A 12,615-nucleotide genomic window follows, 5' to 3' on the forward strand; every position below is an offset into this window, starting at 1 on the left:
GAAGCGCCGAGCGCGCCTCGGCATGCGCACGCGCGCCCGCCTTCGAGCGGCCGTCCCGTGCGCATTCCAAGGCCATACGCTCATCGAATCGCATAACCCTTAGCCGTACGGAACACATCATGTCCACGCCATCCAACGTTTCTCCACCGATCGCCGCCGACCGCAGCGCCGTGCTCGACGAAGCCCACCTGGGCGACATCCGCGGTGCGCTCGGCACGATCGCACACCACGATACCGGCGCACGCGGCACGTGGTGGGCGCGCCTGCGCACGCTGCTCGCGATCATCGGCCCGGGCCTGATCGTGATGGTCGGCGACAACGATGCCGGCGCGTTCGGCACCTATACGCAGGCCGGCCAGAACTACGGCACGACGCTGCTGTGGACGCTGCTGCTGCTGGTGCCCGTGCTGTACGTGAACCAGGAAATGGTGCTGCGCCTCGGCGCGGTCACGGGCGTCGGTCATGCGCGGCTGATCTTCGAACGCTTCGGCAAGTTCTGGGGCGCGTTCAGCGTGATCGACCTGTTCCTGCTCAACGCGCTGACCATCGTCACCGAGTTCATCGGCATCACGTTCGTGCTGGATTTCTTCGGATTGCCGAAGGTGGCCGGCGTGTGCGTGGCCGCCGCGCTGACGATGGCCGCGGTGAGTACCGGCGATTTCCGGCGCTTCGAGCGGTTCGCGATCGGGCTGTGCGTGCTGAGCCTGCTGCTCGTGCCGGTGCTCGTGTCGATCCACCCGTCCGCCGCGCAGATGACGCGCGACTTCTTCGTGCCGAACTGGCCCGCGCACGCGAAGCTGTCGGACGTGATGCTGCTCGTGATCGGGATCGTCGGCACGACGGTCGCGCCGTGGCAATTGTTCTTCCAGCAGAGCTACGTGATCGACAAGCGCATCACGCCGCGCTTCATGAAATATGAAAAAGCCGACCTGTGGATCGGCATCGCGTTCGTGCTGGTCGGCGCGGTCGCGATGATCGGCTTCAGCTCGGCGTTGTTCGCCGGCCATCCGGAAGCCGGCAACTTCACCGATGCGGGCGGCATCATCGCCGGCCTCGAGAAGTATGCGGGCCGCACGAGCGCGACGCTGTTCGCGATCGCGCTGCTCGACGCATGCATCATCGGCGCGGCGGCCGTGTCGCTGTCGACCGCGTATGCGATCGGCGACGTGTTCAAGATCCGCCACTCGCTGCACCGCGGCGTGACCGACGCGAAGGGCTTCTATCTCGTCTATTTCGGTATCGTCGCGGCCGCGGCCACGCTCGTGCTGATTCCGGGCAGCCCGCTCGGCCTGCTGACCGAAGCCGTGCAGACGCTGGCCGGCGTACTGCTGCCGAGCGCGACGGTGTTCCTGCTCGTGCTGTGCAACGACCGCCAGGTGCTGGGGCCCTGGGTCAACTCGACGAAGCTCAACGTGTTCACGGGCACGGTGATCTGGGTGCTGGTGCTGCTGTCGATCATCCTGACCGCGTCGGTGATGTATCCGGACATCAGCGGGGAGGCGATCGTCGACGTGCTGGTGGGCGGCACCGTGCTCGCGATCGCCGGCTATCTGGCGACGGTGTTGATTCGCCGCAACAAGCGCGTGGTCGAGCCGGGCATCGACCGCTCGCTGCGCGACACGTGGCGCATGCCGCCGCTCGATACGCTCGAGCCGCAGAACATGACGCTCGCGACGCGGATCTGGATGGCCGTGTTGCGCGGCTATCTGGTGATCGCGGTCGGGCTCGTGATCGTGAAGGTGGTGCAGATGACGCTGCTGAAGTAACGGCGATCGTCTGCGAGGAAGCGGCGCCGGCCCGGCGCCGCGCCGCCGCCGCGCGTTAGATCAGCTCGAGCTTCGACGTCAGGTACGTGAGCTGAATCCGGTTCGCGACGCCGAAGCGCTTGCGCAGCTTGCGCAGGTGATAGTCGACGTTGTGCGCGCTGGTGTCGAGGCGCCGGCCGATTTCCTTGTCGGACGCACCTTCGGCGATGCCGAGCAGCAGTTCCTGCTCGAACGGCGTGAGCCCGTTCACCGCGCGTTCGCGCGACGTCGAGATCAGTTGCGGCGATGCGAACTTGTGGACCGACAGCCCGATCGACAGCGCCTGCTCGATCGTCGCCGGCGTGATCCATTCGCGCGTGCGGCGCGGCGCGGTGAAGCTCATGAACGCGTGCAGCCGCGTGCCGGGCACGGCCATCGAATACATGATGCCGCTGCACATCCCGTCGTCCTGCATCGTCTGCAGGAAGCCGTCGAGCGCGGCCGGGCTCACGGACGGCGCGTCGTCGCGCTCGCGGTGCTCGCGGCGCAATTGCTGCAGGTCCCACACGATCGGCATGTTGCACACGCGCGCGCCGAGCGTGCGCGGATCGACGTCGTGATGGTTGTGCCGCACGTAGTCGCCGCGATAGGTGGCCGGCGTGAACGCTTCGTGCAGGTAGAGGCTTTCGACGCGCTCGCGCGCGAATTCGAGTGCGAAGTACGCGAACGTCGAGAAGCCTGTCAGATGCAGCAGGCTCGTGACGATCCGGTTGCGCTCGGCCGTGCTCTGCGCGTGCGCGAGCGTATCGGCGACGCCGAGCTTCGGTGCGTGCGGCTGCGCATCGTCGCCGCGCTTCACGTCGTCGCACCAGACGACCTGCACGGGGCGCTCGCGCAGCGCGTCCGCGCATGCGTTCAATCCGCGCGACGCGCGCGGCAAGGTGGTTGGGGCGACCGCTTCTTCATGCAATGCAATATCGGACATGAGCCATCCCTCGGAATCGACGCGCATCGCCTGGCGGCGGCCGTATCGTGTACGGCATTCGCGGCGGTGCGACCGAGCATCGTTGTGATATGCGCCGATCGTCATCCCTGACGAAACGCGGGGGCATTGTACAAAAATGTCGGTGTGTGGGTAATATGCCGTAATACTAATCGCGGCGAAAGGTTCATGTTCGTGCGCATATAACGACGACCAGAAAATCATAAAGAAAAGACCAGATCGTGACGGGGCGCAGTTTCACATAATGGGAAAGGGCGGGCTCCTCATGACATATGCTGACGGCGCACCACGCGTCGAGTGGTTCTCACAAGCCGATATAGCGGCCGCCGCCGCTTATTCGAACGAATATCACGCAATCGAGCGTGACGTTTTTACCGGTATTCAAATAGCGCCCGGTAAAACCGACCTTGCGTCATTCGATTTCTCGCAATGCCATGCGCGATTGCGGCAAATCGGATTCAGTACGCTGGGTTACGGCGCCTACGAAATGATCGGGCGGCGCATTCTGCGTGCGCATCTGCTGCGCGACCTCGCGCCGGCGACGTTCATGCAGCCGTTCATCGAAGGAATGCTGTACGACAGCGACCCGCGTTTCGCGCAGGTGCGGCAGAGCGGCTTTCCGGTCGCATGGCGGCTCGACGAGATCGAGGCGGCCGCACAGGGCAGCGGCGATCGCAAGGTGCTGGCGCTGGCCGGCCACTTGCGTGCGCACGCAATGAACAGCGGCGTGATTTTCAGCCTGTCGGCGCCGCGGCTCGACCTGCGCGTCGCGGTGAACCTGACGTCGGAAACGCACGGCACCGAATGGATCGACGATCGCGTGATCGGCGGCGCGCTGTCGGTCAGTCTTGCCGTGCATCGCGTCGCGCTGCCGTTCCTCGAGGCGCGGGTCGCGCGCATGCGCGGCTTCGCGCTCGCGGACGAGCAGCAGGAAGTGCTCGACCGGCTCGTGCACGGGCTGTCCGACCAGGAGATCGCGAGCGCGCTGCGCACGTCGCTGCACAAGGTCGGGCACCACATCCGCTCGCTCGAAAAACTCTTCAACGTACAGAACCGCGCGCAGCTCGCGTACCTCGCCGCGCGGCGGCTGCCGTCCTGAGCTGACGTCTGCCGCAGGCGCGCGCCGGCGCTCCGGCGCGCGATGGAAGCGGTTCCGGCGGCGCGTGCCCGAAGCGGCCGCCGGGTTTCGTAGTCCGATTCGATCGTCTGAGGAAAACGCGCTTTCACGCTACGAGGCGCGCCTCTTTTTCCGCGGTTTCCCGTCGCTACACTCGTCCCATTCAACGGTCCGCGCGGCATGGGGCAGGCTTGCCCGTGCCAGCCGGCGATAACGACAGGACGACGGCACGATGGCTGAACCGAAGGCGCTCCCCCGCGACTGGCAGCGGTTGTTTTCCGCCGGCCGCGGCGTGTCCGGACGGCGCCTCGGGGGCGCGTCGCCGCGCGCCGACCTGTTTCTCGCAACCTTCATCGTCGCGGTCGTCGCGCTGTTCATCCTGCCGCTGCCGCAGGCCGCGCTCGACGGGATGATCTCGTTGAATCTCGCGGCGAGCGTCGTGCTGCTGACGGTGTCGACCTACGTGCCGTCGGCGGTCAGCTTCTCGTCGTTTCCCGCGCTGCTGCTGTTTACGACGCTGTTCCGGCTCGCGCTGAACATCGCGTCGTGCAAGCTGATCCTGCTGCATGCGAACGCTGGCCACGTGATCGACGCGTTCGGGCGGCTGGTGGTCGGCAACAATGTGGTGGTGGGCGGCGTGGTGTTCCTCGTGATCGCGGTCGTGCAGTTCATCGTGATCGCGAAGGGGTCGGAGCGCGTGGCCGAAGTCGGCGCGCGCTTCTCGCTCGACGCGATGCCGGGCAAGCAGATGAGCATCGACGCGGACCTGCGCGCGGGCATCATCAGCGCCGACGAGGCGCGCGAGCGGCGCGAGAAGCTCGAGCAGGAATCGCAGATGCACGGCGCGATGGACGGCGCGATGAAGTTCGTGAAGGGCGACGCGATCGCGGGCCTCGTGATCGCGTTCATCAACATCGTCGCGGGGATCGCGGTCGGCACGCTGATGCACGGGATGGACATCGGCGAGGCGCTGCAGCGTTACGCGATCCTGACGGTCGGCGACGGGATGGCGTCGCAGATTCCGTCGCTGCTGGTATCGATCGCGGCCGGCATCGTGACCACGCGCGTCGCGACGCGCGATGCACGGCAGCGGCAGCTCGGCGAACAGCTCGGCGAGCAACTGGGCGCACACCCGCGCGCGCTGCTGATCGCGGCGTTCGTGCTGAGCGGTTTTCTCGTCGTGCCCGGTTTTCCGAAATGGTCGTTCGCGCTGATCGCGCTCGGCCTCGGCGCCTTCGCGTTCTCGCAACTGAAGCGCAAGACGTCCGCGCCGAGCTTCAACCTGATTCATGTCGCGGGGCGCGTCGGCGCGGCCGACGACGGCCAGCCCGCGAAGGTATCGCACGCGGCGGGCGTCACGTCGCTGATCGCGGTGTCGCTGTCCGACGACCTGCGCACGGGCCTGAACCTCGCGCAACTGCAGGCGGCGCTGTCGAGCGCGAAGGCACGCGTCGACGCGGACATCGGCACGGTATTCCCGCGCATCACGCTGAACGACGACGAGGGCGCGCCGGCCGGTACGTACCGGATCTATCTGCAGGACGTGCTCGTCGCGCACGGCGCGCTGAAGCCGGGCTGGCTGCTGTGGGACGGCGTCGCGCCGCTGCCGGAGCGCGCGGAGCGCCAGCCGGCCGAGGCGTTCGGCCCGTTCGCGACCGCGCTGTGGATCAAGCCCGACGGCGCGGCACCGGACGGCAAGTGGCTGTCGAGCGAGAGCGCGCTGGCCGCGCACGTCGAGCAGATCGTGCGCCAGCATGCGGACGAGCTGCTCGGCATCCAGGAGACGCAGGCGCTCGTGCATCTGGTGCGCCGCGATCATCCGGAGCTGGTGGGCGAACTGACGCGGCTCGTGCCGCTGCAGCGCGTGACCGAAGTGCTGCGCCGGCTGCTCGCCGAACAGGTGCCGATCCGCAACCTGCGCGTGATCTTCGAGAGCCTGATCACGTGGGCGCCGAACGAGCCTGACGACGTGATCGCGCTGGTCGAGCTCGTGCGCGTCGACCTGCGCCGGATGATCACCGATCGACACGCCGGCACGGCGCGCCAGCTGCGGGTCGTGCTGTTCGAGCAGAACCTGCAGGAGCGGATCGAGAGCGCGGTGATGCGCACGAAGCAGGGCAATTTCCTCGCGCTGTCGAGCGCGGTCAAGCAGGACATCGGCGAACAGGTGCGCGCGATCGTGCAGGCAGCTCAGGCGGCCCCCGGCGGCCACGGCAACGCGCCTGGTGGCGCGCACGGTGGCGCGCGGCTCGCGGTGATGGTCGCGCTCGGCGCGCGCCGCTACGTGAAGACGATCCTGCAGCCGGTGCTGCCCGAACTCGCGGTGCTGTCGTACCAGGAAGTCGAGGAGGACGTGCAGTTGCATACGGTCGGCTGGGTGAAGAACCCGCCGGACGACGGCACGGTCGGCGCGGGCGCCGACGTGCGGGCGCCGGGAGCCGTGCAATGACGAGCTCGACGATCCTCGACCTGACGCGCCAGGCGCTGATGCTCGTGCTGCTGCTGTCGCTGCCGATCGTGCTGATCGCGACCGTCACGGGCCTCGTCGTCGCGATCCTGCAGGCCGTCACGCAGGTGCAGGACGCCAACATCGGCATCGCGGTGCGGCTGATCGCCGTGATGGTCGCGCTCGTGCTGCTGTCCGGCTGGCTCGGCGGCGAAGTGCTGCGCTTCGCGCAGCAGGCGCTGGAACGCATGTTCGTTTCTTCCACAGGAGTTCTTTGATGCGTCGACGCGTCGCCTCGATCCGGTTTCAACCGCGCAGCCTGCAACGGGCCGCGCTTGCCGTGTGCGCGACCGCGCTGCTCACGGCGTCGCTGTGCATGGCGCCCGCGCAGCATGCGCGCGCCGCGGACCTGCGCTGGCGCAACAAGCCGTTCACGATCGTCGCGAACGGCAAGAAGATCGGCGACTTCATTCGCGAGCTCGCGTCGTCGCAGGGCGTGACGGCGGTGGTCGACCCGAAGGTCGACGGCGTGATCAGCGGCCGCTTCTCCGGCACGCCGCAGCAGACGCTCGACACGATCTGTTCCACCTACGGGCTCACGTGGTACTACGACGGTTCGTTCCTGTACGTCGATCCGGCCGACCAGTCGCAGACGCAGATGATCCCGATCCCGCCGAATGCGTCCGGCGAAATCGGCCGCGCGCTGCAGGCGATGCAGATTCCGGACAAGCGCTACACGCTGGTCATCAACGACCGCGCGAACAGCGTGTACGTGGCCGGCCCGCGCCGCTATGTCGAGCTCGTGCGGCAGGCGGTCGGCTCGGTCGGCGACCCGGCGGCGAACGGCGCGCATGCGGACATCCGCGCGTTCCGCCTGAAATACGGCTGGGCGTCGGACTTCACGATCAACCGCTCGGGCAAGGAAGTGACGGTGCCGGGCGTCGCGACGATCCTGCGCCGGCTGTTCGGCAAGGGCGGCGGCACGACCGCGGCGCCGTCGAGCACGCCGCTCGGGCAGGCCGCGCGCCAGGTGAAGCTCGGCTCGGGCCTGACGATCGCGGTGCCGCGGCTCGACTTTCCCGACATCTCGGGCGGCCCGCGGCAGGGCGGTTATGGCGGGGCGGACAGCGGCATGGGCGGCGGCTTCTCGCCGTTCGCGAACAACGGCGGCGGCGACACGCTGCCGCAGATCGTCGCCGATCCGGCGATCAACGCGGTGATCGTGCGCGACCTGCCGGAGAACATGTACCGCTACCAGTCGCTGATCAGTCAGCTCGACGAGCGGCCGCGCATCGTCGAGATCAACGTGACGATCATCGACATCAACGAGGATTCGCTCGACAGCCTCGGGATCGACTGGCGCCTGCACACGACGCACGGCGACGTGCAGATCGGCAACGGCCAGAACGCGCTGAACGGCAACACGCAGTACAACGGCGTCGGCAACCCGCCGCTGACGTTCGGCATCGGCACGTCGGAAACCGGGCAGACGGGCACCTTCATGCCGACCGGCATCGCGCTGACCGCATCGATCGGCGGGTCGCTGCGCAACTACCTGCTCACGCGCGTGAACGCGCTCGCGCAGAAAGGCCAGGCGCAACTGCGATCGAAGCCGAAGGTGCTCGCGCTCGACAACACCGAGGCGATCCTCGAGAACCTCACGCAGTTCTACGTGCAGGTGCCGGGCTATCAGGATTCGTCGCTGTACAGCGTGACGACCGGCACCAGCATCAAGGTGACGCCGATGATCGTCGACGAGGCGATCCGCAACGCGGCGGCGGTGTCGGGCAACCCGCAGAGCGTGATGATGTCGATCGACATCCAGGACGGCAACATCGTGCCGGGGCAGGCCGTGTCGAACGTGCCGGTGATCCAGCAGCGCAACATCGTCACCAAGACGATGATCGACGAAGGCAAGAGCCTCCTGATCGCCGGTTTCAACGACGACGAGGTGAAGCTGAACAAGAGCGGCGTGCCCTGGCTGTCCGACATCCCGCTGATCGGCAACCTGTTCAAGTACACCGACAAGTCGGGCAACCACATGGAGCGGTTCTACCTGCTGACGCCGCGGGTCGTGACGAACGCGTCGATGTACGCGCCGGACGGCTCGCCCGTGAACCCGGGCGTCGATGGGCCGGCGAGCCAGGAAGGGATGTCGATGTATCGGCCGCCCGACAACGACGTCGCGGTGCCGCTGACGCCGAAGCCGCTGCCCGGCACGAAGTTCGGTCCGCCCGCGTTGCCGGCGCCACCCAAGGATGCGGCGTCGCAGCCGGTGGCGACGACCGCAGGAGCACCCACCCATGTCGACGAGCATCATTGATCCGCATGGCGACGGCGCATTGCCCGGCGGCGCGGGAAGCGCGGGGGCCGGTGCGGCCGCGCTCGCGTCGCCATGGAACCTGTGCTTCCTGAGCGGGCCGATGTACGGCCGCACGATGTCGCTCGCGCGCGGCGCGAACTGGGTCGGCACGGCGGCCGACTGCGAAGTGATTCTGCCCGATCGAGAGATCGGCGCGAAACAAGTGTGCCTGCAGGTCGGCGCGCTTGCGGTGACGGTGCAGAACCACGGCGGCGACACCGGCGCGCCGGTGCTGTTCAACGACGAGCCGCTCGGCAGCGGCCGCCGCTCGCTGACGCCGAACGACGTCGTGACGGTCGGCTCGATCCGGCTCGGCATCGCGCGGCATGCGCAGGCGAGCGTCGCGGTGCCCGACGAAACCGATGCGCCGGACGCCGCGCGTGAAGCGGCATGGCTGGGCTGGCTCACCGGCGGGCTGCGGCGGCTGGGCAGCCGGCGGCTCGTGATCGCGCTGGTCGCGCTGTGGATCGGCGTGCTGCTCGGCGCGCTCGGCTACGGCTTCGTCGCGTGGTCGGGACGCTTGCCGTGGCAGCACGAATCGGTGCTCGCGCGCACGCACCGGCTGCAGCAACTGCTGCACGCGTATCCGGAGCTGGCCGTCGCGCCGCGCGACGATGGCGTGATCGTGTCGGGTTACGTCAGCGACCCGGCCGCGCGCGAGCGCGTCGCGCAGATCGTCGCGGGCGTCGACAACGCGGCGCTCGGCAATATCTACGTGGTCAGCGATCTGGTCGCGACCGCGCAGACCTATTTCAGCGACACGGCACTGACGGTCACGTATCTCGGCCGCGGCCGGATCGAGTTGACGGGCACGGCCGCGCGCGCGCAGATCGAGCCGCGCATCCGCAACTACATGAAGGACGCGCGCCCGGCGCTCGAGGTGGTCGATCACGTACGCGATGCCGACGCGGCCGCGCCGCGCACGGCGACGACGCTCGGCGGCACGGCGGGCATTCCGGAGATCACGACCGTGTTCGCCGGCGACGGCGATCAGCGCTACATCGAGACGGTCGACGGCAGCCGCTATTTCGAAGGCGCGCGGCTGAAGGAGGGCGCGAGCGTCGTGTCGATCGGCTCGGACGAAGTGGTGTTCGAGCGCAACGGCCAGCGCATCACGATGCCGCTCGGCGGCCCGTCGGCGCGTGCGCCCGAACAGGCGCCGGCGCCGCCCGTGGCGCCGCTCGCGAGCGGTGCGGCGGCGGGCGTCGCGCAGCCGGTGCCGGGGCCGACGCTGTTGCCCGATGCGCCGGCGACGCCGGCCGTCGCGGCGGCCGGCGCATCGAAGGGCGCGACGCCCTAGGGTCGCGACAGGATCAGCGCATCGCGTTTCGCGATGCGCGTATTACGCGACACGCCGCGCGCATGCGGCGCGTCACGTCGCCGGCGGGGCATGGGGCCGCCGCCGGAAGATGGAGTGTGTTGTTCACGTAAAGGAGCGAAGCATGGGTACCTCGGCAGCAGGTGGTGTGACGAACACGGGCGACGTGCAGAAGCAGGCCGACGACCTGACCAAGACGCAGCTCGAACTGACCAAGATCAACTTCCAGGTTCAGCAATCGACTGCGACGTTCGAAACCAGCAACGCAGTGACCGCGCAGGAAGGGACGGCGAACGCCCAGGTTGCGCAACACCTGAGTTCCGCCGGCCGCGCGTGATGCCGGTCGCCGGCCGTGCCGTGCGACGTCGCACGCCGGGGCCGCCCGTGACGGGCGCTCGGCGTGGCGTAGGTGCGTGCCGGCCGGCCCGTTTCCGGCTTTGCCGGTCAAGGAGGACACGATCATGTCGGTAACAGGCGTAGGCGCGGCGCCGCCGGGCGCGGCTGCGCTCGCGAGTGCCGCGCAGCAAGCGGGCACGGCGTCCGATCCGGCGCAGGTGCGCCAGTTCGACGCGCTGATGCAGCCGGGCGCGTCGCCGGCCGCCCCGTCGTCTTCGTCCGGTGTCGCGATGTCGCGCGCGCCGGCGGATGCGGCGCCGGCCGTGCAGATGACGCCCGCGCAGGCGAACCAGTCGTCGCTCGTCGAGCGGTTGCGCACGTACGGCAACGATCTCGATTCGCGGTACGCGAACATCGACAAGCATCGCAGCGAGATGCTGACGTCGATGGCGGACAGCCGCAGCGACCCGCTGATGACGATGGTGAAGGCGATGGATTTCCAGTGGACGGCAACCACCACGATTTCGGAATACCAGTTGAGCCTGTCGGTTGCACAGGCGGCGAACGGCTTCACGCATACGGTGCTGAAGACGCAGGAGTGAAAGCGCGCGTGCTGGCCGGCGGATGCGGCCTCACGCGCCCTGAAGCGGACAAACGATGACGACGATCGATTCGACGCCGCGCATGCATGCGTGGCGCAGCCGGGCGGCGCGCGCGCTGCTCGCGGGGCTGCTCGTGCTGTTGGCCGGGTGCCAGAAGGAGTTGTACTCGGGCCTGTCGGAGCGCGACGCGAACCAGATGGTCGCGGTGCTCGGCGACGCGGGCATCAGCGCGTCGAAGGACAACGATGCGCGCGACACGTCGGACCGCAATGCGTGGCTCGTGAGCGTCGCGGACGGCGACATGCAGGCGGCGCTCACGGTGCTGCAGGCGAACGGGCTGCCGAAGCCGAGCTATGCGAGCCTCGGCGAGCTGTTCCAGAAGCAGGGCCTCGTGTCGACGCCGGCCGAGGAGCGCGTGCGCTACCTGTACGGCGTGTCGCAGGATCTGTCGCGCACGCTGCAGGACATCGAGGGCGTGGTGGTCGCGCGCGTGCAGGTCGTGATTCCGGAGAACGATCCGCTCGCGGACAAGATCAAGCCGTCGTCGGCCGCGGTGTACATCCGCTACCGGCCGGGCGTCGACCTGCGCGCGATGGCGCCGATGGTCAAGGATCTCGTCGCGCACAGCATCGAGGGGCTGCAGTACGACAACGTGTCGCTGTTCCTGCAGCCGGCCGCCGCGCGCGCGACGCGCGTGGACGGGATCGGCAGCGCGGTGTCGGACATCCTGCGGCTGCGCTCGCCGCTCGGCTGGCTCGTGTTCGCGCTGATCCTGCTGACCTGCGCGGTGATCGCGCTGTCGGCCGCGCGGCGCGGGATGTTCGGCGCGCGGCTCGCGGGCCTGCTCGGTGCGCCGCGCGGGGCGAGCGGGAGCGGTGGTACGACCGCGCAGCAGGCCGGCGGCGGACTGCGTACGCCGGACGGCGCGCGCGACGGCGCATGAGCGAGCCGCACGCGCTGCCGCCGGGTGAGGCGAGCGTCGCGGCCGAGGCGGCGACGCTGCCGTGGCTGCACCCGCTTGCGCCGCCGCCTGCCGCCCGCGCCGCCGCGTTTCACACGCTCGTCTGCGACTTCAACCTGCGGCCCGACCGCTATCTGCACGTGACGCGCGTGCCGGCCGACTGGCCCGCGCGCTACCGTTCGCCGGACGCATTCGGCGCGGCCGGCCGCAAGCTGCTCGCGCGGCACCTGCTCGCTGTGAACGGCGTGGCCGACCGACACGACTTCGACGTCGCGAACCCATGCGCGCGGCTCGCGCTGCTGCCGGGCGCGGCGCTCGAACAACTGGCCGCGTATGCGGGGCTGCTGCTGCATCGCATGTGGCTGCGCGACGCGCTGGCCGGGCGGCGTATCCGCGCGGAAGTCGCGGCGCGGCTCGGCGGCGATGCGCTCGAACTCGCGCTCGAACGCGCGCCGGAATTCGGCGCGCTCGCGGAAACGCTCGAACCGTGGCGCGCCGATCCCGCCGCGCTGCCGGTCGTGATCCGGGCGCGCGGCGGCCGGCTGCTCGCGGATTTCATCGGCGTTGCCGGCGACGCGGTCGCGCGGCGCGTGCGCCTGAAATTCAACCGCGCGATCGACGACGAGGCGCCGTACTGGCTGAACCGCGCGCAGCGCGATCAGTTCGGTGAACTGATGTTCCTGTTTCTGATTCCCGAGAGGCTTGCGTCATGGGACTGGCTTTTC

Annotated in this window: 11 protein-coding genes; 10 read left to right on the plus strand and 1 reads right to left on the minus strand. The window is 68.8% G+C overall.

The window, feature by feature from the left end:
• Nucleotides 1–119 precede the first annotated feature (119 nt).
• Nucleotides 120–1,766, plus strand: a complete 1,647-nt coding sequence (locus JMF90_RS06830) for an Nramp family divalent metal transporter (protein ID WP_012339687.1) — start codon at nt 120–122, stop codon at nt 1,764–1,766.
• A gap of 55 nt (nt 1,767–1,821) precedes the next feature.
• Here JMF90_RS06830 and JMF90_RS06835 read toward each other — a convergent pair whose 3' ends face one another.
• The gene (locus JMF90_RS06835; RefSeq protein ID WP_011547292.1) at nt 1,822–2,730 is read right to left on the minus strand and encodes a LuxR family transcriptional regulator; all 909 of its coding nucleotides are present in this window, start codon (nt 2,728–2,730) and stop codon (nt 1,822–1,824) included.
• A 283-nt stretch (nt 2,731–3,013) separates the two neighbouring features.
• Between JMF90_RS06835 and JMF90_RS06840 the strand changes: the two genes are divergently transcribed.
• The 9 genes from JMF90_RS06840 to JMF90_RS06880 form a co-directional block, all read left to right on the plus strand.
• The gene (locus tag JMF90_RS06840; protein WP_011547293.1) at nt 3,014–3,847 is read left to right on the plus strand and encodes an autoinducer binding domain-containing protein; all 834 of its coding nucleotides are present in this window, start codon (nt 3,014–3,016) and stop codon (nt 3,845–3,847) included.
• A gap of 250 nt (nt 3,848–4,097) precedes the next feature.
• Nucleotides 4,098–6,314, plus strand: coding sequence for a type III secretion system export apparatus subunit SctV (gene sctV / locus JMF90_RS06845; protein WP_012339688.1), 2,217 nt, complete (start codon nt 4,098–4,100; stop codon nt 6,312–6,314).
• On the plus strand, nt 6,311–6,589 hold the full coding sequence (sctS, locus tag JMF90_RS06850) for a type III secretion system export apparatus subunit SctS (RefSeq protein WP_006480854.1): 279 nt from the start codon (nt 6,311–6,313) through the stop codon (nt 6,587–6,589). Before sctV ends, sctS begins: the two co-directional genes overlap by 4 nt.
• The gene (gene sctC / locus JMF90_RS06855) at nt 6,589–8,634 is read left to right on the plus strand and encodes a type III secretion system outer membrane ring subunit SctC (RefSeq protein ID WP_012339689.1); all 2,046 of its coding nucleotides are present in this window, start codon (nt 6,589–6,591) and stop codon (nt 8,632–8,634) included. The genes sctS and sctC overlap by 1 nt, the downstream gene beginning before the upstream one ends.
• Nucleotides 8,615–9,973, plus strand: a complete 1,359-nt coding sequence (gene sctD / locus JMF90_RS06860) for a type III secretion system inner membrane ring subunit SctD (protein ID WP_078041569.1) — start codon at nt 8,615–8,617, stop codon at nt 9,971–9,973. The genes sctC and sctD overlap by 20 nt, the downstream gene beginning before the upstream one ends.
• A gap of 142 nt (nt 9,974–10,115) precedes the next feature.
• On the plus strand, nt 10,116–10,328 hold the full coding sequence (locus JMF90_RS06865) for a hypothetical protein (RefSeq protein ID WP_006480857.1): 213 nt from the start codon (nt 10,116–10,118) through the stop codon (nt 10,326–10,328).
• Between the two features lie 124 nt (nt 10,329–10,452).
• Nucleotides 10,453–10,929: a hypothetical protein gene (locus tag JMF90_RS06870; RefSeq protein WP_012339691.1), complete on the plus strand. Its 477-nt coding sequence runs from the start codon at nt 10,453–10,455 to the stop codon at nt 10,927–10,929.
• 55 nt (nt 10,930–10,984) lie between these two features.
• Nucleotides 10,985–11,872, plus strand: a complete 888-nt coding sequence (gene sctJ, locus JMF90_RS06875) for a type III secretion system inner membrane ring lipoprotein SctJ (protein WP_012339692.1) — start codon at nt 10,985–10,987, stop codon at nt 11,870–11,872.
• The coding region (locus JMF90_RS06880; RefSeq protein WP_012339693.1) for a SctK family type III secretion system sorting platform protein at nt 11,869–12,615 on the plus strand (747 nt) is incomplete at its 3' end. The genes sctJ and JMF90_RS06880, both read left to right, overlap by 4 nt.

Origin of the sequence: Burkholderia sp. E168m23 (assembly GCF_016586125.1) — a bacterium.
GTDB classification, from domain to species: domain Bacteria; phylum Pseudomonadota; class Gammaproteobacteria; order Burkholderiales; family Burkholderiaceae; genus Burkholderia; species Burkholderia orbicola.